A 21,633-nucleotide genomic window follows, 5' to 3' on the forward strand; every position below is an offset into this window, starting at 1 on the left:
CCGCACCGTGGGCAGACCTGCTGCGTGAGCTCGCCGCTCACCCCGCTGGACGGGGCCGTCGAACGCGATGTACAGCCGGCCGCCCCGTTGCCTGTGCTGTCGGTGCTCATGCTTCTCGCTCTCGTCGGAGGTACTGGCCTGTCGGTCTTGGCGTTCGACAGGGCCCGCGCCAGTGGGCACGGACGCCAGCCCAGCAGGCCAGTAGCGCGGTCTGCCGCCGGAGTACAGGCAGTCAGTACCCGCGGGCGCACCTCGCTCCACCACCCAACGGCACCAGGCGGCGCTGGACCGCCCAAGGTGTTCGCGGCGGGGCGTCGTTCGGCCGGTCCTATCGGAAGCGCCAATCCGTGAAGACCCGTTCGACGTCGGCTTCGAGGACATCACGCAGATCCTCGTCGTCGTCCGGGGCTTCAAGACCGAGCGCGGCGACAACCCGGCGGTAATACTGGTGGGCGAAGTGTGGATCACCCGCCGCCAGCAGGGATGACAGAAGCGGCTCGTTACCTGCCGTGGCGCGGTCGACCTGGATCAGCACTTGGACCAGCTCGCTGTTTTTCAGGCGGGGAAGCGCGGAGCCGAGCTGGTCCTCCAGCCGTTTCCAGTTGGTGGTGCTCCGCTCCCGCGCGGCCTTCTTCAGCGCCCCGCGGACGGCGGCCGCTACGGGCACAAGGCGTGCTGGTGCGCCGCCAGGTACCGCGGACGAGTTCGGTTCCGACTCGGCGGCCGCGGCGGCTTCTTCGTCGGCCGGCGGCCACTGCGTGGGGTCGGCGAGTTTCTTCACCCACTCCTCCACACCGTGGCGTTCCGCCACCGACAGAAGGTCGCCGGCAGCCTTCGCGAGGGGCACCAGGTCCTCGATGAGCTGCTTCTCCTCGGCCGCCGGAAGTTCCTTCACCCGAAGTCTGCCGATGAGGCTCCTGGCCTGAGGCAGCGCGGTACGCCGCGCCTCTTTCTCCGCCCGCGTTGGTTTCGTGCGCTGGCGCACCGGCGGCGAGGGCCGTCGCGGCCGGCCGGCTCGTCGGGGCATCTCCTGAAGGAGCACGTCGGCGGCGTTGAGGACGCTCGATTCCTCCCGCGTGGGGTCCACGTCGCGCCGGAGGATTTCCCTGACCTGAGGAACCAGCGCGCGGACCTCGAAGTCGTACCCGCGCTGGACCGCCTCGTTGACCCCCTCGAAGAGAACCCGGCGGATGCGGTCCTGCTGGCTGAGCCAGTCGTTCGCGTGCTGGATCGCACCTTGCAGGTGCTCATGCGCCTGGCCTTCACAGCGGGAGATCTGAAGCTCTGCCTCGCCCCGCAGCCGGCGGACCGCAGCGGTCTCCTTCTCCCGCACGGCGGTGCTGATACGCCGGACCAGGGCGCCGATCTGGACCGGGATCTCCACCTTCCCGCGGGAGGGCCGCTGCGACGGTGCCAGCGTTTCACCGGCAGGAGAGGAGGGTTCGGAAAGCGTGTCCGAGGCGGCGGCCAGGTAAGGGTGCTCGGCCTGGAGCCGCGCCACGGCAGGGGTGATGAGCCGGCCGTCCTCGGTGACGGTGCAGTCTGCGAGGTCGAAGTCCCAGTCGGTGCCCACGTGAGGGAGTTCTGTGCCCAGGACCATGACCCGCTTGGTGCCCTCGCTGACGAATTTGACGCGGTTGACGTAGCGCTGGCGCATCAGGGTCAGCTGATCGATACGAACCCCCGGGCCGAGGATGATGTCGCCGGTGTCCACGGCATCCCAGTCGGGTGATGTTGTCCGGTCCATGGTGAACAGCGCCTTCGACGAACTCAAGGGCGACACGGGCGATGCCGCTGCGGATCTGCACGCCAGTTACGACCACAAGATCAAGGCGGGTCGGCGTATCGAACGTACACATCAGGAGCGTTTGGACGGCCGGATCAAGGGCCTGCTTTTCGCGATTACGACGGAGTCGTTTTCTGGAGCGGAGAAGGACAAGAAGATCCGTACGGAGATGAGCATCAGCCCGAACGAGACGGCGAAGACGGACGAAATTCCGCTGAGCGGCGAGAAATTCCCGTACAAAATCGGAAAGGCGACGGCCCCGGTCAGAATCTCTAAGGCCCGCCAGCCGATTGAGAAGCTGGACCCTCTTCATCTCCCATTCCTCAGCGAGGCAGATAAGAAGGAGATGAAGGGCTACGTCGTCAACATGGCTGCGCAGCCGGGAGAAGTGCAGCCGGGCGTTGCCGCGCGATACGTAGACGAGGCGTGGGCGGGCTCCTCGGCGCCGGATCTGGCGACGGCGAGTACGGCCGCAGTGATCGGCGTCAACACGTTCAAGCGGCTGGACCCGCAGGCGAACAAAGAGGGACTGAATACCGTCCGGGCCGCCATGGCGAGCATCAGCCAGCCGCGCCGACTGCGGATGGCCGTCATGGGCTTCACGTGGACACCGACCTGGACGCACGAAAGTAAAGGGTCGGTGTCGCTGGAAGAGGTCCGCGCGGCGTACAACAAATTGTCCGGGGAGGAGAAGCGGCAGGCCATCGCGGCGAATGAGGGGAACTGGCGTGAGGACCGCAAGCTCCCGTACGGCATCTTCCGGGAAACGGTGCTCGGCTCGTCGCACACCGCGAAGGCCGTGGACATCCTGTCTGCGGTCAACCAGCAGGTGTACGTCGTGAGCCAGGACGCCGACGGCGGTGTGCACACGCCGAGCGGCCGAGGAGTGCTGGAAGAGTACAACCGCATCCTCCGCGTGATGGCGAGCGACCCGAACCTCATGGTCGGTGGCTACACCTTCGACGGCTTCGACTGGGGCGCCCTGGCCAAGTCGCGCACGGCGCAGTTGACCACGCTCTCCAACGCGGTGGACCGGGCGATCCGGCAGGCTATCGCCAAGGTCCACGTGCGGATGCTGTATCCGAGGGAGCCGAACTCTCTGATCAAGGCATGGGACAAGGACACTGGCGACGGCATCTTCCAGCACCCGAAGATCCGGGACGGACTCGACATGTCCCAGGGTTCGCTGTACGGCGTCGGCTCGGCGGAGGGCCGTAGTGCCAGGAATCAGATGTCGGAGGTGTACGGCCGTGACGACTTCTCCATGGCTTACACACCGGACGCCAGAACTGTGACGAGTCCGCTGCCGGAGGACCCGTCGCGGGGGCTCACGATTACGCCGGAGGATGTGCACGAACTGGCGGCCGGGGAACGGTTCCGCGACAGCGATCGGGAGGACTACGAGCGCAGCAAGCACCGGGCGTACGCATTGATCTTGCAGTCGCAGACGACGGCCAGTGCGATGAACTTGGCCATGGAGTTTCGCCGGGAGAACACCAAGGGAGTCCGGTCGGCCGACCAGGAGCGTCTGCGCGACGCGATATTCGTGCATGTTGAAGAAATGGTCAAAATGATGACCGACAACCCCTCCTTGACCGCAGAAAGCCCTGAGGTCAAGGCCCGCGAGGCTGCCCTCAAAGCGGACGCGGAAGAGCTTGCGCGGGATGAAAAGATGGTCGGCAAGGAAAAACCGCAGGCGGCCATCGCGCTGGCCCTCCGCATCACCACGGAAATCCTCCAAGCCCTGTCCGCCGAAGACCTCAGGGACACTTGGAACAAGCTACACACCCTCCTCAACCAGATCATGACTGACCCGAGGCCGAGTCAAGGAGGCCCCCAGTGACCAAAAACGCCGTGAGCCGGGCACGCGCGGAGGCGTCGCGCGGGGACTACGCCTCCATGGCCCACCTGGCGCGGGCACTGTACGGAACGGGGCTCGGGCCCCGCGAGGTCATCCGCGAGTGCTACGGCATGGACTTCCCCGAGGAATTCTTCCTCCTCGCCGAGAAGAACCCGTACATGCTGGACTTGCTCATCGACTTCACCAACCAGCCCTGGCGGCTGGCCATCCCCCTATCCCAGGGCGGTCCCCCACCGGAACCGGACAGCCGGGACCGGATCGAACGCCGGGTCTTCGCCTACGACCCACACCTCGTCCTACTCGCCTTACCCCTTTATCATGGACGCGACCCACGAAGACCAGGTCAGGTGGTACCTACGGAACAAGACCGACGAGCGCGGCCCGGGAGAACTCTGCCGGGGCCGGTGGCCCCGCCTGTACCTGCCCGTCCAGCGAGGGTTGATCGCTGAATCCACTCATGAGGCGTCTGCTTTGGCGGGTGTGGGGTCGGGTGGGTATCCCTTGGCGCGTAGGAAGGCGTCGAGTGCGAGTGCGACGATGTCGCCGTGCTGGATTCCGTGGTCTGCGTGGTGGCGGCGGATGCGTCGCTGGAACTGGAGGGCGTCGGGGACGGCGTAGTTGATCTGCCTGCGGCGGGAGTGACGGCTGTTGATGATTTCCAGTGTGTCGGGGTGGAGGGCCAAGGAGTCGTTGGCCGGATCGGATTGTGCTTCGAGGGCGTCAGCGACGGTGCGCAGTTGCCGGGTGTGTTGTGAGAGGTCGGGCACGGGGCGCTCCGGTCGGGTCCCGCCGCGTATGACCGGATCCTCCACAACACCTGGGTATATCAGGCCCGCCGAGCGCCGGCCCCCGCGACTGTGCGCAGGGGCCGAACGACCAGACGCAATAACTGGCCCGGCTGGTGAACGACGACAGGGTGCTGCTTTGCGCAGATCTTTGAGGGCGGCTGACAGTTGGCAAAGCGCGTAAGCCGCCGGCGCTGGGGCGTGAGATACGTGCGCGTGGGTCGGCACGCAGCCAGCACGCGGCTCGCCGAAGGGAGCGCTTAGATCCGGGCCCTGGTACTGACATGGCGTCAGAGGCGGCGGTACCGTGCTGGTGACGTCCGTTGATCCGGGAGGGGAGCCAATGCTGGAGCAGGCGCTGATATCACTGGCCACGGCTGGCGGGACCGCGCTGGTCCAGGCTGCGGGGACGGACGCGTGGAATGGGCTGCGGCAGGCGGTAGCACGCTGGTTCGCCCGGGGAGACGGTGAGCGTGAGCGTGCGGAGCTGGAGCGCCTGGACCAGACCGCCGCGGCTTTGCAGGTTGCCGACCCGGGGGAGCAGGAACGGGCCCGGAGCTTTCAGCTGGGGTCCTGGCAAGCCCGCATAGAGGCGGTATTGGAGAACCTGACCGATGCCGAACGTGGTGAAGCTGCTGAGCATCTGCGCGGCCTTTTCGCGCAGCACGCTCCGCAGGGCGGCGTGACCGCCGGATCGGGCGGCCTGGCGGTGGGCGGCAATGTGATCAACCACGCTGACCAGGGCTCTGTCGCGGCCGGCGTGTTCCATGGAGGAGCTCAATTCGGCATCCCTTCGAAGCCGGATCCGTCCCAGGGCTGAACGGACCCGGCACCCAAGAGCCCATCCCCGCCACGACGCCTCCGACTGTCCCGCAGCTGGGAAGCCACACTAACTACGCCACCGACGGCAGCCTCGTCGTCGGATACGCGGCCCCGGGCAGCCGGGTCGCCTTCTACGCCGCGCCCCGGTCCGAGGTGCCCTGGCCACATCAGGTCGGGGTGCTGCCCCGGTCGGCCGACTGCTTCCAGCACCGGGCCGGAGTTCAGCAGCTTAAGCAACATCTGGCTGAAGACGGCCTCGCGGTGCTGTCCGGCATGGGAGGAGTCGGCAAGACTCAGCTCGCCGCTCACCACGCCCGCACCATGTGGAAATCCGAACAACTGGACCTGCTGGTGTGGGTTACCGCTGCGACCCGCTCTGCGGTCATCTCCGCCTACGCCCAGGCCGCCACCGAGATTATTGGCGCCGACCCCGCCGACCCGGAGCAAGCCGCACGCGCGTTCTTGGCCTGGCTGGAGCCCAAAGCCAGCACTGTCCAACGCCGTTGGCTGGTCGTGCTGGACGACCTCGTTGACCTCGCGGACCTGCATCTCTTGTGGCCGCCCGTCAGCCCGCACGGCCGCACCCTGGTCACCACCCGCCGCCGCGACGCTGCCCTTACCGGGCGAGGTGAGGGCCGGCAGCCCGTGCCGGTTGGCGTATTCACCACAGACGAGGCAGTCGCCTATCTGACCGCCGCACTGGCCTCGCACGGCCGGCAGGAGCCGCGAGACCGACTCGCTGCTCTCGCCACTGACCTTGGCCGCCTCCCTCTGGCTCTGTCCCAGGCCGCCGCGTACCTTGTTGATGCCGATCTGGAGTGCGCCTCGTACCGTGCGCTGCTGGGCGACCGCACGCGTGCTCTCGCCGAGCTGCTACCGGACCCATCTGGACTGCCTGACGATCAAGCCACCACCGCGGCGGCAGCCTGGTCGCTGTCCATCGACCGGGCCGACCGGCTTCACCCGGAGGGCCTGGCCCGTCCCGTGCTGCAACTCACCGCGATGCTTGACCCGAACGGCATCCCCGCGGCCGTTCTTACCAGCTCGCCCGTGCTGGCCCATCTCACCGAGCGCCGCACGGGCACCTCGGGCCAGGAACACGCAGGACACGTCACGGCTGAGGACGTATCGCGCGCGCTTCGAACACTGCACCGGCTGAGCCTGATCGACCACACTCCCAGGAATTTCCATCAGGCGGTTCGCGTGCATCAAATCGTCCAACGCGCCACCCGCGACACCTTGCCCCCCGAGCAACATGACCCGTTCGCCCAGGCTGCCGCTGACGCCCTGACTGCCGCCTGGCCGGAGATTGAACGGGACACCGTTCTTACCCAGGCACTTCGCAGCAACACCGAAGCACTCACGGGCCACGCCGAAGGCGCCTTGTACCAGCCCGACGGCCCGCATACCATCCTCTTCCGCACCGGCCTCAGTCTCTCCGAAGCCGGCCAGGTGACAGCCGCTATCGCCCACTTTCAGCACCTCGTGCGTACAGCCCGCGAACGACTGGGCCCCGACCACCCTGCCACCCTCGTGGCACGGCACAACCTCGCATGCAGCCGAGGAAACGCGGGGAATCCGGCTGGTGCCATCAAGGCGCTCACCGAGTTGCTCACCGACCAGTCGCGCGTGCTGGAACCCGACAGCCCCCCCACCCTCGCCACCAGGTCAGGCATTGCCGAGTTCTGCGGTGTGGCCGGGGATGCGGCCGGGGCCGCCACCGCGTTCGCCGAACTCCTGGCTGACAGGCTACGGCTGCTGGGTCCCGACCACCCCGCCACCTTGACCACCAGACACAACCTCGCCCACTGGCGTGGGGAAGCGGGGGATGCGGCCGGGGCCGCCACCGCGTTCGCCGAACTCCTGGCTGACAGGCTACGGCTGGTGGGCCCTGATGACCTGGACGCCCTCACCACCAGACATAACCTCGCTTATTGGCGTGGGGAAGCGGGGGATGCGGCCGGTGCTACCAAGGCGCTCACCGAGCTGGTCACCGACCAGTTGCGGCTGCTGGGCCCCGACCACCCTGCCACCCTCGGCGGACGGCACAACCTCGCCCGGTCGCGCGGTGTGGCCGGGGATGCGGCCGGTGCGGCCACCACGTTCGCCGAGTTGCTGCCTGACCAGCTGCGGGTGCTGGGCCCCGACCATCCAGATACCCTCATCACCCGACAAAACCTCGCCCATTTCCGCGGCGAGTCCGGGGATGCGGCCGGTGCGGCCAGCGCCTATGCAGAGCTGTTGACTGACCAGATCCGGGTCCTGGGCCCCGACCACCCCGCCACCCTCAGCACCCGGCAGAACGTCGCCCACCACTGCGGGCAGTCCGGGGATGCGGCCGGTGCGGCCAGCGCCTATGCACAGCTGTTGACTGACCAGCTGCGGGTCCTGGGCCCCGACCACCCCGCCACCCTCGCCACCCGGGCAATCCTTGCGAAATGGCGCGGAGTGGCAGGGGATGCGGCCGGGGCCGCCACCGCGCTCAAGCAGCTAGTGACCGACACTCTTCGAGCGCTGGGACCCGACCACCCCTACACTCTGATCCACCGGCACAACCTCGCGTACTGGCGCGGAGTGGCGGGGGATGCGGCCGAGGCCGCCTCCGCATTTGCCGAGTTGCTGCCTGACCAGCTGCGGGTGCTGGGCCCCGACCACCCCGCTACCCTCACCACCCGGCACGACCTCGCGGAGTGGCGGGGGAAAGCCGGGGATGCGGCCGGGGCTGCCTCCGTGTTCGCCGAGTTGCTGCCCGACCGGCTGCGGGTGCTGGGTCCCGACCACCGCGCCACCCTCACCACCCGGCAAAGACTGGCCCTGTGGACCGGGTTGGCCGGGGATGCGGCCGGGGCCGCCGCCATCTACGCCGAGCTAGTCACTGACCGAGTGCGGGTGCTGGGACCCGACCACCTCCTCACCCTGACCGCCCGGCACGGCCTCGCCCGATGTCGAGGAGAAGCCGGGAATGCGGCTGGGGCCAGCACTGGCTTTGAACAGCTATTGCCCGATCTCCTCCGAGTGCTGGGCCCCGACGACCCCCTCACCCTGAGCGCTCGGCGTCATCTTGCGGAGTGGCGAGCGGAAGCAAAGAACGGAGCCGGTCAGCAATCGACCGATAGATGAAAAAGATCAAGAGCGCGGGGTTCAGCGGTCCCCGCGCCACATTTTAGGACCTGCGGAGGGAGTGGAAGTCCAGGCCGTCGTCCAGGCCGAGGGCTCCCGGTAGGTGGTGAAGCGGGCCTTCATCTGGGAGAAGCCGACCCGGGCCGAACACTACGTCACCCATCCAGCCACTCGGCGCGCATGGCCTGGAGCCGGTCGAGATCGAAGGACAGCTCCGCCACCGTGGCCCGCAGTTCGTCGGCCCACTGCCGGGTGAGCGCCTGCCCGTTGACGTACAGCCCCCCGTCCCGGACGCCGACAGCGAACAGCACGTTGCCGTGCTGGGCGGGGAAGACCATCGCGCCCACCGGCTCGGCGACCTGCCCTGGCGGACCAGTACCGCGGTGGCGGCCTGCGCCTCGGCCAGCGCCTGGTCGTTCACCGGCGGCATCGGGTCGGGGCCTGAGGGCGGCACCAGCGGCATGACGCCGACCTCAGGCGCCCCGTCCAGGCCGCGGCCGGCGAGCTGGTTGTTCTCGTGCAATGTGACCATCCCCGCCAGCAGCGGCATCCGCTCCCGCAGGCGTTCGGCCACCAAAGGGGTGAGCCGTTCGCCGTTGGCCAGCACCTGCCTGGTCCTGCCGAGCGCGACGGGGAGCACGGTGCCGTCCGAGCCCAGGTGGTACTTCACGTCGGTGCCGCTGGCCATCGGCCCGGTGCCGATCGCCCGATCCTGCGGCCGGGCCCCCGGCGGGCGGCGCACGCTTCTTCTTGATCCGCCCCATCGGCGGCCCGGTCGCAGAGCGAGCCAGCCGATGAAACCGGCCACCCTGCGCGACGCGCTACGAGACCTCGGTATCCCTGCTGAGCGGGGCCGGACCTCCGTCATCCGCCAACTCGTCCTACAGGCCCCGGCCCCCGTCATCGCCCAGGCGCTCGGCTATCACGACAAGAGCGCCACCCGGATCGCCAGCGACGCAGGCGCCCCCTGGAAACATTACGCCCCCGGCGACCACAGCAGGCCGCACCAAGAAGCAGAAGACCGATGAACGGAAACGACTCCCTCGTGCAGACGCTGACCAAGCTTCTCGTCGAGCTCACACGGTTCATCGACAGCACGATCGACGAGGACGGCGAGCCCCGCGCAGCCGCCAAGCAACTCGACTTCGTGGCGGGCACCTTCGATCAGCTCACACCTGATCAGCGAGGCTCGCTCGCCGAGATTGTCCAGCAGTTGGCAGCAGCGGAGCCGTCGGCAGAGCGGCGCGAGTTCTTGGACGCGTTCACCGAGGACTTCGGCCTCATCGACGACGCAGAGTGACTTGGAAGGACGCGGCCCGTGCCCGTGTCGACGACCTCCGCACGCAGATCGATGACCTGCAGACCCGGCTGCGGGAGGTCGAGACACACCTCGAACACCTCGCGATCACCTGCAAGACCGTCACCAGCCTCGCCGACCGGCTTTCCGCCTCCCCGCCGGAGCTGCCCGAGCACCCGGACTACCCGCGTATCCTCGCCGTCTTCAACGAGACGACCGGTTCTCTGCGGGCCACGGACATCTGCCGAGCTCTCGGACACGAAGTAGTGCCGAAGAACATTGAGGGAACCCGGGCCAAGCTGAAGCGCCCGGTCAGACTCGGCATCCTCACCGAAGCCGACACCGGCTGCTTTGCCCGGCAGCAGTAACCATCACCACAACCACCAGCCCTGTCCCAATCCTCACCGATGAACGGACATCAACTCACGAACCGCCCTCTGATACCTGGTGCGGCGCACGAGAGTCCCGGCCTGCAGGTTTTCCCCACCGCAGTGGGCCAGTTCAGGCTGAACGGCGTCCGGGGCGACGTGCATGACCAAACTCGTCTCCACCACCGCGTGATGATCATCGATCCGTGCCACCCCTGTGTCTGCTGCGAGCGCGCCGCGGTACCCCTCGCCGACAACGTCCCACCAGTGCACGACCATGACCCGGAGGTGGGAATCACCTCGCGGGCCTCCCTGACGCTTCACACAGGAAGCTCAGATTGTCGATGGCCGAGTTGACCACAACAATGTCGCGGACTGCGTTCCTGGCCAGCGACAGCAGGATGTTCGCGCCTGCTGTCGGCGCTCGGCAAGGCTGAGCACCGACAGGTCTGAGGACCCAGGCAGAAATAATTCTCCGGATACCCCTCTACAACGAGCAGCACGCCCGGCACGTGCCCGCCGAGTACGCCGCGCACTACAACACTGGCAGGCCCCATCAGGCACTGTGTGATCTGAACGTGGGCGGCACGGGTCGCGGTGAACTGGGCGACGGACATGTTCGGCGTGCCGAAGACGGTGGTGAAGGTCCGCAGTGCCCCTGGGGTGCGGTCCAGATGGCGTCGGGGGCGTCGGCGGGGGCGCGAAGCTGCGGTTACGAGGTAGGTCAAGGTGACACCACTGACCGTGATGACTCCAGGGAAGTCACCTCCCCGCCGGAAGGCGGAGTTGCGACCCCGTACCCGATCGGAGGCATGACGAAGGCCGGCAAATGTTCGGCGAGCCGTGCTGCGAGATGCGGCGCCGGCGAAGGTGGAGCCGGTGCGCCGGAAGCTGCGCAAACTGGCTGAGCGCGGCTGGATCACCCGTATACCCGCTGGACGCTACGTTCCTCGGCAGCCGAGGCTGGCCTGATCCGCGCGCACCACAGGCAGAGCCAAGACGCGAGGGGGCCGGCCGTCGACCACCCTCTGCTCGCACCGCGGCGGTCTGTCCGCCTCCAGCCGGTGCAGCCCGCCGAAGCACGGCGCGCCGCAGGCGTTTCCCTGGGAGCGGGCGGTCGCGGCCGTGAGCCGCAATGGCAGGGCTCATGTTCCGCATGTGAACCCCCGCTGACCACAGTCGAATCACCGGCGAACAAAGGCTGAAGTTTCCCTTCCGTCCCGTGTGACGCATGCCACCCGTACGTACATTCGTGGTCCACCCAACCAGCCCTGGAACCAAGGGAGTCGGGCCATGAACTGGGAGACGGCGGTCGCGTGGGTCGGTATTGCGATACCGGTCGTCGCGGCTGTCTGGGAGTTCATCTTCGCCGGGCTCAAGCAGCTCGGTTACCGGGTGCAGATGGAGACCACCGCCACCCCGCCGGAGGGCGGGGGACAGCAGAGCGGGCGGTCCTTCGTGCTGCTGCGCTTCCACAACAACGGTTGGGCCGGCATCGACCCTGAGAACTACGTCGCCCCGGAAGGCAGCCTCGTGGGCATCCGGGTCAAATTCCCCAAGCGGCGCGTTGTCGACATGCAGGTTACCGAGTGCAGCCACCCGACGCAGTGGGACTTCTTCACCCCCGGCACCCCCCCAGTTCCGCATCACCGATTCGCACGACGGAATCGACCTGCCGAAGGTGCAGCTCAACCCCGGCTGGCTCTTCAAGGTCCTGGTCACCCTCGAGGCGGAGGCGGACGCGCCGGAACCCGCGTCCCTGCCCACCGACCTGCCCCGGCTGCGGCGCTGGCTGGCGATGCGCCGGTGGCCGGAGCGGCGGCTCAACGAGCTGGTCAAAGTGCAGGCCGCCATCAAGAGCGGCCGCGAGCGGCAGATCCGCTGGACCGAGAGCCACACCTACGCGTCGCCGCGTGTGGCCGCACTGGTCGTCGTCCTCGTCGCCCTCGGCGTCACCCAGTCCACGCTCACCTTTACCCGTGAGCCGGAGCGCGCCGCGCCCCTGGGGTGCACACAGGGGCAGCTGCGGCTGACCGGGTCCACCGCGTTCCGCCAGGCCGTCACCGATGTCGCCCGCGCCTACGAGAAGCACTGTCTGGGCCAGGTCACCATCGACACGGACGAGGAGAACTTCGAGGGCAGCGACGCCGGGATGACCAGCCTCGACACGGCGGGCAAGGCGCACAAGGGCGAGGGCGGGCTGCCGGACCAGGTGACGTTCTCCGACACCCGCAAGCCGCCGCAGTACACGGCGCTGCTGGCCAAGCCGGTCGCCCTGTCCCTGTTCACACTCGTCGTCAACAAAGACACCGGCGTCCATGATCTGAACCGGAAGCAGATCCTGGATCTCTACGCGGGAGACGTCACGAACTGGAAGGACGTCGGGGGGAACGACGTGCCGGTCCGGCTCGTCAGCCGCAACCCGGACTCCGGCACCCGCACCGTCCTGGAGCAGAAGGTGCTCGCAAAGGGGCAGCGGCTGCTCGCCACCACCGTCCGGAGCTGCGTGGAGATTCCCGCGAAGGAGGCGGGGCGCTGCGAGGTCAAGGACACCTCAACGCTCCTGCGGACCGTGGCCGCCACGGACGGCGCCCTCGGCCACAGCGAACTCGGCGCCGCCCGCCGGTCGACGGACGTCATACCGGTCCGCATCGAAGGCATCGAGCCGAACAGCGCGAGCGTGACGCAGAACCTCTACCCGTACTGGGACACCGAGTACGCCTACACCTACAAGACGCCGCCCGCCGAGTCCCCCGCCGCCGCTTTCCTGCGGTTCCTGTCCGCCAACGAGTCAGGCGCGGCACTGCTCCGCGAGAAGGGGTTCCAGCCCTGCGTGGACTTCGCCTCGCCGCTCAAGTGCTCGCCCTGAAAGGCTCCTTCAGCAGGTATGCCGGTCGCGTTCCGGCGAGTACAGGTGGCTGTTCCTGAACACTGACCGGCTACCCGGGACCGCGAGCGGCACGCACCCGACCGAGCCCCCGCTGCGGCACGGAGCCGTGAACACGCTGGCCGCGCTGAAGTCGATCCGCGCTGCCCGACCCGACGGCGCACCGATCTACATGATCATGGACAATCTGTCTGCCCATAAGGGCACCGCCATCCGGCGCTGGGCGAAGAACAAGGTCGAGTTGTGCTTCACCCCGGCCTGCGCCTCGTGGGCGAACCCGATCGAGGCGCACTTCGGACCGCTGCGGCAGTTCACCTTCGCCAACTCCCACCACCCCAACCACACCGTGCAGGCCCGGGCCTTGCACGCCTACCTGCGTTGGCGCAACGCCAACGCCCGTCACCGCGACGTCCTGGCCGCCGAACGCAAGGAATGCGCTCGCATCCGAGGGGAGAAGGGCATCCGCTGGGGCGGGCGCCAGCGGGCAAGGCATTCACCGGGAAGGCCAACCGCCTGTCATCACGGTTTCATTTTGGCGTCTTGAGCATCTCCAGAAGGATGCGCTGCAGATCGGTGCGGTCCTGCGGGGTAATCCTCGCCAGCCTGCGGTCGAACTCCGCCGCGAGCGCTGAGAGCGCGCGGTCCCGCGCTGCCTCGCCCTCGGCAGTCAGGATGAGCCGATGCCGCCGCAGGTCCTCGTCGTCGATCTCGCGCCGCATGAACCCCTTTGCGACGAGGTTGCGGACGTAGACCGTCACGCTCGCTTTAGGGATTATCAGCGCCGCCGCGAGTCCGGCAGGGTACGGCGACGCGGCCACCTCTGCCAGCACGAAGAACTCCTTCGTCTCCAGCCCGAGCTCGGCCAGTTCAGCGCTGCAGGCATCCATTACGACGCTCAGCAGACGCTGGTTCAGCGTCCACAGTTGCGCCCCGTCAATCGCCACGCAAGCCCCTCCATCTGTCCAGGTGGTACAGTTCTGAATTAGTTCCGAACTGTACTACCTGGTGTTTCGTACTGGACAGTTATGGAACAAACATCAACGTGAAGGCGCCATCAGATGCTTCAGCACATCGTGATCCCGCGCGGACCGATCGATCTCGCGGCCGACCTCTACCTGCCCGACAACATCGACGATGCGGCGCCGCAGCGCGCCGTGGTGCTCTCCACGCCCGGCAGCAGCGTGAAGGAGCAGATCGGCGCGAACTACGCATCCCGCCTCGCCGCCCGCGGCGTCGCGGCGCTCGTGTTCGACCCCGCCCATCAGGGCCGTAGCGGCGGAGAGCCCCGCGACCTCGAAGACCCCTACCGCCGCGGCGAGGACATCTCCTACGCGATCGACGCGCTCAGCACGATCCCCGGCATCGCCCCGGAACGCATCGGCGTCCTTGGCATCTGCGCCGGCGGAGGTTACGCAGTGCACACCGCCCGCACCGACCATCGCATCAAGGCAGTCGGCACGGTCGTCCCGGGCAACATGGGCACGTCGTTCCGCAGCTTCCAACCGGATGGCGCGGCGGCCGCACTCGACACCATGGCTGACGCGCGCATCGAAGAGACCCGCTCCGGCGAGCTGACCCGCGTGAACTGGCTGCCCGACACCTTGGAAGAAGCCACAGCAGCCGGGCTGACCGATATCGACACGACCCAGGCAGTCACCTATTACCGCACCGAGCGGGGCGGCCACGCACACTCCACGAACCGCCGTCTCGCGCGCGGGGACTCGCTGCTGCTGGGCTACGACGCGTATCACCTGGTCGACCAGCTCATGAAGCAGCCGCTGCAGGTCGTCCTCGCCGGACGCATCGGCAACACCGGCTCCTACGAGTCCGGCATGCGGTTGTGGAAGCTGGCACCCAACCCGGTCGACCTCATGGTGATCGACGGCGCCGGCCACTACGAGATGTACGACGAGCCCGAGTACGTCGACGCCGCCGTCGACCGGCTCGGCAACTTTTATCTGAACAACCTGTAAATCAACCAACTCGGTGAACCTATGCGGTCACGGCCCTAGTACTCCAGCAGCGGTTCGTGTCCTGAGCTGCGTTTTCGGTAGTGGCAGTGGCGGGCGACGGCCTGGCGGTGTCTTCTCCAGGCCGACCATTTCAGTGTGTGGGTGACGGGATCACGGTCGGCTCGTGGGTGGGGCAGGAGAGCGTCCAGGAGCCGCCGGATCTCTGCCACGGTGAGCGGGACGAGGGCCGATCCGTTTCTGCAGCCCCCTTTGCGGCGTCGGTGGTGGCCTGGGCTGCGAGTGCGGCCAGGACGGCGTGGGCGAGCATGGCCAGGGTGATGTGCCGGTACCAGCCGATGTAACGGCGGACTTCGTACTGGTCGAGGCCGCACTCGTTCTTCGCAGCCTGGAAGCACTCCTCGACAGCCCAGCGGGAGCCGGCAATCCTGACCAGCTCGGCGATCTCGATCCCGACGGGTGAGTAGGCGAGGTAGTAGGCGATCCGGCCGGGGTCGGACAGGCTGCGGCGGGCCATCACCCAGCGGTGACGGGTGGGCGGATCGGCATCGAAGACGAGGTTGGCGGGCAGCCTGGCCGCGGCCCAGTCGTAGACGCGCGGGCCCTTCGCCCCGTGGCCGCAGGGCAGCCGTTGCCAGGCATCAACAGGCGCTTCTTTGATGAGCTGGTCGATGCGCCAGATGCCGGCCAGGGACTTGATCTGCTGGGATTTGGGCACCGCCACCACGTATCCGACGTCGAGTTGTTCGAGCAGGCGACGGAAGTGCCAGTCCTGTCCGTAAGCCTCATCCGCGGTGACCCAGGCGGCGGGCAGGCCGGCGGCGATGCAGCGGCGGACAATGTCCCGGGCCAGTTCACCCTTGGTGGCAAACCCTCGCTCGTCAGGGATCTTCGCGCCCCGGCAGCGGTCCCGGTCGGATGTCCATGCCTTGGGCAGGTAGAGTTCGCGGTCGACCAGGGCCCGGCCCGAGCGGGTGGCGTAGGCGGCGAACACTCCGATCTGGCAGTTGTCGATCTTTCCCGAGGTGCCGGTGTACTGCCGACCGACCCCCGCCGACGTGGTGCCCTTCTTGATGAACCCGGTGTCGTCGATGATCAGTACGCCGTCCGGTCCGAGTCGTTCAGCGACGTATGTACGGACGTCGTCGCGCAGGGCGTCCGCGTCCCAGACACTGCTGTTCAAAAGCCGCTGGAAGCCGTCGGGAGTGCGGTGACCTGCCCACTCCGCGAGCTGCCAGCCGTTCTTGCGTGCCGCCTGTCCCAGCAGGCCCCGGACATAGTCCCGCATCCGCCACCGCAGATCCGCCCGCCCGAACCCGCCCGCAACCCGCCCGAACACCGACTCCAACTCATCGGCCCACCAAGCGACTTCAGCCATCCCCTTCATACCAGGACAACGACAATCACCAGCTCAGGACACGAACCGCTGCTGGAGTACTAGTGTTCTGAGTCTTAAATTTCCGTAGGGTTGGGTCATGGTGCGTCCGGGACCGAAGCTTGTGCCGTTGGATCTGACTGATGCTGAGCGGTCGGTGTTGGAGGGTTGGGTTCGGCGGCGTAAGTCCGCGCAGGACATGGCGATGCGGGCTCGTGTGGTCCTGGCCTGTGACGAGGTCGGGGAGGACGGTTTCCCTGTGTCGACGCGTGTGGTGATGGAGCGGGTCGGGGTGTCGCGTGACACCGTGTCGAAGTGGCGTCGGCGGTTCCTCGCGGACCGTCTGGACGGGCTGTCGGACGAGCCCCGTCCGGGCCGGCCCCGCACGGTGGGGGATGAGCAGGTCGCCGATCTGATCGCGCGGACTCTGGAGTCGGGGCCGGAGGATGCCACGCACTGGTCGACGCGGTCGATGGCGAAGAGGACGGGACTCTCCCAGTCGACCGTTTCGCGGGTCTGGCGGGCGTTCGGGCTGCAGCCGCACCGCTCCGAGACGTTCAAGCTGTCCGCGGACCCGTTCTTCGTCGACAAGGTCCACGACGTGGTGGGACTGTATCTCGACCCGCCGGAGCGGGCGCTGGTGCTGTGTGTGGACGAGAAGTCGCAGATCCAGGCACTGGACCGGTCTCAGCCGGTGCTGCCGATGATGCCCGGGGTGCCGGAGCGGGCGACCCACGACTATGTCCGCGCCGGCACCACCACCCTGTTCGCCGCGTTCGACGCGGCCACCGGCAAGGTGATCGGTTCGCTCCACCGCAGGCACCGGGCCGAGGAGTTCAAGAAGTTCCTGGGCAAACTCGACAGAGAGGTCCCTGCCGGGCTCCAGGTCCACCTGATCTGCGACAACTACGCGACCCACAAGACCGCGGCAGTCAAGAAGTGGCTGCTGGCCCATCCCCGGTTCCACATGCACTTCACGCCCACCAGCTCGTCCTGGCTGAACCTCGTCGAGCGATGGTTCGCCGAGCTGACGAACAAGCGGATACGGCGAGGCGTCCACAAGTCGGTCCAGGCACTGGAGAAGGACATCCGCACCTGGATCGACTCATGGAACGAGGACCCCAAGCCGTTCATCTGGACCAGGACCGCCGACCAGATCCTCGAATCCCTCGCCTCATACTGCCGACGAATTAGCGACTCAGGACACTAGGGGGTGTCTTGTCGATCATGTGTCGAGCCAGATGAGGGTGCTGGCGAGGGTGATGGCTGCGAGGTAGCGGTCGGGGTGTTTGTCGTAGCGGGTGGCGATGCCGCGCCATTGTTTGAGGCGGTGGAAGCAGCGTTCGACCACGTTGCGGCGCCTGTAGGCGGTCTTGTCGAATCCGCAGGGCCGCTCCCGACGACGTCTGCGGCCGGCGAGTTGGTCGGTGCGTTCGGGGATCGTGGCTCTGATCCCGCGCCGGCGGAGGTAGGCGCGGAAGGAACGGGCGGAGTAGCCCTTGTCCGCGACGACATGCCCGGGCCGTGTCCGGGGTCTTCCCGGTCCCGGTCGGGGGACGCGGATGCGGCCGATGACGGCTTCGGCCCGGGTGCAGTCGTTGCGGTTGCCGCCGGTGACCAGGAAGGCCAGGGGACGGCCCCGTCCGTCGCAGGCGAGGTGGACCTTGCTGGTCAGCCCGCCGCGGGAGCGCCCGAGCCCGCGGTCTTCGAGCCCCCTTTGGCGGCGGCGTGCTGGTGGGCGCGGACGATCGTGGAGTCGATCGCGACCAGCCAGTCGACCCCGGCCCGGGACTGGGCCGCGGCCAGGAGACGGTCGAAGGTGCCGTCGGCCGCCCAGCGGGCGAACCGCCCGTGGACGGTCTGCCACGGGCCGAACCGCTCGGGCAGGTCCCTCCAGGGCAGACCGGTACGGAACTTGAACACGATGCCCTCAAGAACCTGACGATGGTCACGCCACCGGCCACGAGCCCGGCCCGCAGGCGGCAGCAACGGCACGATCACCGCCCACGCGGCGTCAGAAATCTCCCCATCCCTCACAACCGAACCAACGATCCGGTGATCGACAAGACACCCCCTAGGCCGTGTCTGACAAATGATCACCTGGCCGGCGCGCGGAGCCAGAGGATCTGCGATGCCAGGAGAAGTCCAGCCCGGTAGCGGGTGGCGAGCTTGTCGAACCGGGTGGCGATCGAGCGGAACTGCTTCAAGCGGCTGAAGCATCATTCGACCACGTTGCGGTCGCGGTAGGCGGTCTTGCCGAAGGCTGGGCGCCCGCCACCATGAGCGCCGCGCCTTTTATGGTTGGCGATCTGATCGCGACGCTCGGGGATCGTGGCGGCGATGCCCCGGCGTCGCAGCAGTTGGCGGATCGACCGGCTGGAGTACGCCTTATCGGCCAGGACACGGTCCGGGCGGTCCGGGGTCGGCCCTTGCCTGGCCTGGGGACGCGAATACCCTCCAGGACTTTGACGAACGTGGTGGCGTCGTTGGAGTTGCCGGGTGTGAGCATGATCGACAAGGGCAGGCCCCGGCCGTCGACGGCGAGCGGGCGCGAGGTGGCGAGACCGGCGAGCATCCGCCGCAACGTCGCGATCGCGTCGGTCAGCCCCGCCGGGACGGTGGTACCGAAGAGCTGCCCGATGTGCTTCGTCTGCCAGGCCGCGAACGGGAACGGGCCGTCTGGGTATTCGAACCCCTCGGTCCCCTCGTGATCCTCGAAGTCCACCGGGAACATGCCGCCCGAGCGCCATCCGCACTCGCAGGCCGCCCGTACCGCCACGGCGCGCGGGCGGCCCTCCTTCCCGTCGTACAGCCACCAGCCCGACTTCGGGGTCGTGCCTGTCCGGCCGCCGCTGGAGTACGGGACCTGGATCGGTTCCGGCTCGCTCCCTTCTCCCAGCACGGCCACGCAGTACCCCTCGTGGTCGTACAGATCGTCGGGCTGGCTGCAACCGCTGATCTCCGGGCTTTGTCTCCCTCCTCATGACAGCCAACCGAACGCCGCGATCCATCCCGAATGATCGGGAGTTGCGACTGTGGAAGGCCGGCTGGGCTTTGACCCTCGCCTTCGCCGCCGCGGTCCTGGTCGCGGGCGGCGTCTTCTGCGGCTCGGTGGTGCTGCTGGACTTCTAGGAGATCGACAAGACCGCGAAGCTTGACGCCAAGACACTCTTCGACCTGGTGAAACTCTCCTTCGGGGTGGTCGCCGGGGCAGGTGCGCTCGTCGCCCTAGTCGTCGCCTACCGCCGCCAGCATGTCGACGAGGCCGGCGCCCACCGTGAAGCCACCCGGCTCCACATCGAACGCTTCACCACCGCTGTCTCACAGCTCGGCAACGACTCCCCGGCCGTACGACTCGGGGGCGTCCACGCTCTGGCCGGTCTTGCCGACGACGCCCCGGACGACAACCTGCGCCAGACCTGTATCGAGGTCCTGTGCGCCTACCTCCAGCTCCCCTTTACCCCCGACCCCGGCACCGACCCGACCCACCAGGAGGAACACCACCGCTACCTGGCGTTTCGCAAGGTCCGGCACACGATCCTGCGCCTCATCGGCGACCACTACCGGCGTCCCCGGGGGACTCACCGCTCCTGGCAAGGCTGCGACCTCGACCTCACCGGCGTCACCATTGACGGGTACATGAACTTCAGTGGTGCTGTGTTCTCCGACGGCACAGTGAACTTCCGCAGCGCAGTGTTCTCCGGCGCCACGGTGGACTTTGGTGGTGCGACGGGTCCAGTACCCATCAGGCTTCTCGCTGCCGTCGGCACTCCTGTTCCTGCCACGGTCCTTCTTCCTTCCGCTTGGCTGCCCACGTCCCCGTAGCACTGGGGGGCGGAAACGGTCGCTTGCGCCCCCTGCGATGCCCTCGAACTAATGCTTCGGAAGCTTCACAGGGCGGTCACTAGCGGGCGGGTGTCACTTCGACCGGGGCGTTCGGGCAGTGCGACAGCGTCTCGGTCAGCGCGCCCTGTTCGGCGGGGTCGACCGCCAGCCGCCAGCGGGTTTTGACCGCGACCCAGTCGGTGGCGTATTGGCAGCGGTAGCCGGTGGCGGGCGGCTGCCAGGTCGAGGGGTCTTGGTCGGCCTTGGAACGGTTGGATTTCGCGGAGACCGCGATCAGGGCCCGCTCGTCCCCGAGATCGTTCGCGTACGACTGCCGCGCTGCGGCGGTCCAGGCCGAGGCTCCAGCTGGCGGGGAGCGTCATTCGAACCGTGCCGTATTCCGCTCCGACCTCGTATCCGACGGCTGGTGCGTCCGTCCACACCTACGGCAAAGCGTCCGCCTTGCCGATGAGTTCTGCTGGGGTGGTGTCGGGTGTGATCACCAGGTCGAAGTTGTATCCCTGATCGCAAAAGATCACTTCAATGGACCCTGGCACGCAGTCACGGAATATGCAGGCGATCTGGGCGGCGTCGGTAAGGGCGGCATCGATGTAGAGGCACGTGCCGTCCGTGTGCAGGTAGGTCTCAGCTGATCCACAGGACGTCTGGAAGCTCCACGTGAAGCCCCGAGCTTCGCTCCGGATGGTCGGATCGATGACCGTATCGGCCCAGATGTCTTGGAGCACGGGAGTGAGGGCTGAAGGCTCGATACGGCAGGGGGTGCTGGAGTCGTCGAAGAGAGCCAGGTACGTCGCCATGTGGTTCAGCGCCAGCCACCGTGGCGAGGCTCCGAGTACTCGCCGAATGGTGGGTCATATGCCTCCCCGTCCTCGGTGGTCACCACGTAGTCCGGCTCGGTTCTCGAAGCGGCTTCCCACAGGCGGATGACGAGGTCGGCGACAGGCACAACACGAAGCGACAGGGCCGCAGCCACGTGGGCGCGCTCCTCGGCGATCTCCGGGTTGCCGCGGGACAGGTACCGTTCGAGGTGCTGGGCAGAGACCTGCATGACCTCTACGTCGCCCCCGCCGGAGAACCCGAGACAGTCCCGCCATTCAAGCCCGATGATGATCTCAAGCGCGTCCGCCAGGTCGTCGGCGATCAGCCCACCCTCTCCTTCGGAACTCGCGTACACCACCGGCCGACGGCCGTCCTCCTCAGCACACAGGAAGTACGCCCCGCCGGCGGACTCGCCGGCTATCGGCTCCAGTGGTGCACCCGAGGCAAGCCTCAACCCATCGCCGTGATACTTCCGCCCGATGTCGAAGCCGAAAGACGTCCGCAGCAGCAGATCGATCTCCGGGGTGTTCCGGATCAGGTCGAGCAGGTGATCACTTGAGGTCATGGCCGGACGATATCGAGTGCCTCTGACAGGCGAGGCAAGGCGGGCCCCCGGCGTGTGCCAGGCGGATGCGGTCGCGGCGGCCTGCGAACAGGTAGAAGAGCGACTCGGGCGTGTAGCCGGGGCGGGGGGAAC

17 protein-coding genes and 4 pseudogenes are annotated in these 21,633 nt (G+C 67.6%); 11 read left to right on the top strand and 10 right to left on the bottom strand.

All coding sequences use genetic code 11. The annotated features are described in order from the left end of the window. Positions 1–328: 328 nt before the first annotated feature. Positions 329–1,747 (bottom strand): hypothetical protein, encoded by a 1,419-nt coding sequence (locus KQY30_RS31410; RefSeq protein WP_217309935.1) that lies wholly within the window; start codon positions 1,745–1,747, stop codon positions 329–331. On the opposite strand from KQY30_RS31410, the gene KQY30_RS31415 reads away from it, so the two are divergent. After that, positions 1,746–3,629, top strand: coding sequence for a hypothetical protein (locus KQY30_RS31415; RefSeq protein ID WP_217309936.1), 1,884 nt, complete (start codon positions 1,746–1,748; stop codon positions 3,627–3,629). The genes KQY30_RS31410 and KQY30_RS31415 overlap by 2 nt on opposite strands. 473 nt (positions 3,630–4,102) lie before the next feature. On the opposite strand, the gene KQY30_RS31420 is transcribed toward KQY30_RS31415, so the two are convergent. Further along, positions 4,103–4,414 carry a hypothetical protein gene (locus KQY30_RS31420; RefSeq protein WP_217309937.1) on the bottom strand — a complete coding sequence of 104 codons (312 nt, stop codon included), beginning with the start codon at positions 4,412–4,414 and terminating at the stop codon, positions 4,103–4,105. Between the two features lie 361 nt (positions 4,415–4,775). Here KQY30_RS31420 and KQY30_RS31425 point away from each other — a divergent pair, with 361 nt between their 5' ends. Together KQY30_RS31425 and KQY30_RS31430 are read left to right on the top strand one after the other, a co-directional pair. After that, positions 4,776–5,252: a hypothetical protein gene (locus KQY30_RS31425; protein WP_217309938.1), complete on the top strand. Its 477-nt coding sequence runs from the start codon at positions 4,776–4,778 to the stop codon at positions 5,250–5,252. 179 nt (positions 5,253–5,431) lie between these two features. Further along, positions 5,432–8,374 (top strand): tetratricopeptide repeat protein, encoded by a 2,943-nt coding sequence (locus KQY30_RS31430; RefSeq protein ID WP_217309939.1) that lies wholly within the window; start codon positions 5,432–5,434, stop codon positions 8,372–8,374. A 155-nt stretch (positions 8,375–8,529) separates the two neighbouring features. Here KQY30_RS31430 and KQY30_RS36800 read toward each other — a convergent pair whose 3' ends face one another. Next, complete coding sequence (locus tag KQY30_RS36800) at positions 8,530–8,721, bottom strand: hypothetical protein (RefSeq protein ID WP_254407399.1); 192 nt, start codon at positions 8,719–8,721, stop codon at positions 8,530–8,532. Between the two features lie 447 nt (positions 8,722–9,168). Between KQY30_RS36800 and KQY30_RS31440 the strand changes: the two genes are divergently transcribed. From KQY30_RS31440 to KQY30_RS31460, 5 genes and pseudogenes are all read left to right on the top strand, one after another. Beyond that, entirely contained in the window at positions 9,169–9,402 is a 234-nt protein-coding gene (locus KQY30_RS31440; RefSeq protein WP_217309940.1) for a hypothetical protein, read from the top strand. Next, complete coding sequence (locus tag KQY30_RS31445; RefSeq protein ID WP_217309941.1) at positions 9,399–9,674, top strand: hypothetical protein; 276 nt, start codon at positions 9,399–9,401, stop codon at positions 9,672–9,674. The genes KQY30_RS31440 and KQY30_RS31445 overlap by 4 nt, the downstream gene beginning before the upstream one ends. Further along, entirely contained in the window at positions 9,671–10,039 is a 369-nt protein-coding gene (locus tag KQY30_RS31450; protein WP_217309942.1) for a hypothetical protein, read from the top strand. Before KQY30_RS31445 ends, KQY30_RS31450 begins: the two co-directional genes overlap by 4 nt. A gap of 1,681 nt (positions 10,040–11,720) precedes the next feature. Continuing rightward, positions 11,721–12,908, top strand: coding sequence for a PstS family phosphate ABC transporter substrate-binding protein (locus KQY30_RS31455; protein WP_217309943.1), 1,188 nt, complete (start codon positions 11,721–11,723; stop codon positions 12,906–12,908). A gap of 121 nt (positions 12,909–13,029) precedes the next feature. Next, positions 13,030–13,470, top strand: a pseudogene (locus KQY30_RS31460) (transposase); the annotation flags it as partial. On the opposite strand, the gene KQY30_RS31465 reads toward KQY30_RS31460, so the two are convergent. Further along, positions 13,454–13,870 (bottom strand): MarR family winged helix-turn-helix transcriptional regulator, encoded by a 417-nt coding sequence (locus tag KQY30_RS31465; RefSeq protein WP_217309944.1) that lies wholly within the window; start codon positions 13,868–13,870, stop codon positions 13,454–13,456. The pseudogene KQY30_RS31460 and the gene KQY30_RS31465 overlap by 17 nt on opposite strands. 114 nt (positions 13,871–13,984) lie before the next feature. Here KQY30_RS31465 and KQY30_RS31470 point away from each other — a divergent pair, with 114 nt between their 5' ends. Next, positions 13,985–14,899, top strand: a complete 915-nt coding sequence (locus KQY30_RS31470; protein ID WP_217309945.1) for an alpha/beta hydrolase — start codon at positions 13,985–13,987, stop codon at positions 14,897–14,899. Positions 14,900–15,029: 130 nt separating this feature from the next. Here the strand turns inward: KQY30_RS31470 and KQY30_RS31475 are convergent, their stop codons facing one another. Next, complete coding sequence (locus tag KQY30_RS31475; RefSeq protein WP_217309946.1) at positions 15,030–16,283, bottom strand: IS701 family transposase; 1,254 nt, start codon at positions 16,281–16,283, stop codon at positions 15,030–15,032. Positions 16,284–16,371: 88 nt separating this feature from the next. On the opposite strand from KQY30_RS31475, the gene KQY30_RS31480 reads away from it, so the two are divergent. Then, positions 16,372–17,481, top strand: a complete 1,110-nt coding sequence (locus KQY30_RS31480; protein WP_217308917.1) for an IS630 family transposase — start codon at positions 16,372–16,374, stop codon at positions 17,479–17,481. A gap of 15 nt (positions 17,482–17,496) precedes the next feature. On the opposite strand, the pseudogene KQY30_RS31485 reads toward KQY30_RS31480, so the two are convergent. After that, a pseudogene (locus KQY30_RS31485) lies at positions 17,497–18,308 on the bottom strand (IS5 family transposase). A 59-nt stretch (positions 18,309–18,367) separates the two neighbouring features. After that, positions 18,368–18,816: pseudogene (locus KQY30_RS36805) on the bottom strand (IS5 family transposase); the annotation flags it as partial. 635 nt (positions 18,817–19,451) lie between these two features. On the opposite strand from KQY30_RS36805, the gene KQY30_RS31495 reads away from it, so the two are divergent. After that, entirely contained in the window at positions 19,452–20,096 is a 645-nt protein-coding gene (locus KQY30_RS31495) for a pentapeptide repeat-containing protein (protein WP_254407400.1), read from the top strand. Between the two features lie 79 nt (positions 20,097–20,175). Here KQY30_RS31495 and KQY30_RS31500 read toward each other — a convergent pair. From KQY30_RS31500 to KQY30_RS31510, 3 genes and pseudogenes are all read right to left on the bottom strand, one after another. Further along, a pseudogene (locus tag KQY30_RS31500) lies at positions 20,176–20,463 on the bottom strand (DUF1524 domain-containing protein); the annotation flags it as partial. A gap of 76 nt (positions 20,464–20,539) precedes the next feature. Continuing rightward, positions 20,540–20,914 (bottom strand): hypothetical protein, encoded by a 375-nt coding sequence (locus KQY30_RS31505; RefSeq protein WP_217309948.1) that lies wholly within the window; start codon positions 20,912–20,914, stop codon positions 20,540–20,542. 5 nt (positions 20,915–20,919) lie between these two features. Beyond that, on the bottom strand, positions 20,920–21,501 hold the full coding sequence (locus tag KQY30_RS31510; RefSeq protein ID WP_217309949.1) for a hypothetical protein: 582 nt from the start codon (positions 21,499–21,501) through the stop codon (positions 20,920–20,922). Between the last annotated feature and the right edge of the window lie 132 nt (positions 21,502–21,633).

This window comes from Streptomyces sp. GMY02 (assembly GCF_019056675.1).
Classification (GTDB): Bacteria; Actinomycetota; Actinomycetes; order Streptomycetales; family Streptomycetaceae; genus Streptomyces; species Streptomyces odonnellii.

What these genes read in the sequence shown, in the direction of transcription:
- KQY30_RS31470 (WP_217309945.1), top strand. Translation starts at nt 13,985, where the DNA reads ATGCTTCAGCACATCGTGATCCCGCGCGGACCGATCGATCTCGCGGCC.
- KQY30_RS31440 (WP_217309940.1), top strand. Translation starts at nt 9,169, where the DNA reads ATGAAACCGGCCACCCTGCGCGACGCGCTACGAGACCTCGGTATCCCT.
- KQY30_RS31480 (WP_217308917.1), top strand. Translation starts at nt 16,372, where the DNA reads ATGGTGCGTCCGGGACCGAAGCTTGTGCCGTTGGATCTGACTGATGCT.
- KQY30_RS31415 (WP_217309936.1), top strand. Translation starts at nt 1,746, where the DNA reads ATGGTGAACAGCGCCTTCGACGAACTCAAGGGCGACACGGGCGATGCC.
- KQY30_RS31475 (WP_217309946.1), bottom strand. Translation starts at nt 16,283, where the DNA reads ATGAAGGGGATGGCTGAAGTCGCTTGGTGGGCCGATGAGTTGGAGTCG.
- KQY30_RS31505 (WP_217309948.1), bottom strand. Translation starts at nt 20,914, where the DNA reads ATGGCGACGTACCTGGCTCTCTTCGACGACTCCAGCACCCCCTGCCGT.
- KQY30_RS31445 (WP_217309941.1), top strand. Translation starts at nt 9,399, where the DNA reads ATGAACGGAAACGACTCCCTCGTGCAGACGCTGACCAAGCTTCTCGTC.
- KQY30_RS31410 (WP_217309935.1), bottom strand. Translation starts at nt 1,747, where the DNA reads ATGGACCGGACAACATCACCCGACTGGGATGCCGTGGACACCGGCGAC.
- KQY30_RS31425 (WP_217309938.1), top strand. Translation starts at nt 4,776, where the DNA reads ATGCTGGAGCAGGCGCTGATATCACTGGCCACGGCTGGCGGGACCGCG.
- KQY30_RS31510 (WP_217309949.1), bottom strand. Translation starts at nt 21,501, where the DNA reads ATGACCTCAAGTGATCACCTGCTCGACCTGATCCGGAACACCCCGGAG.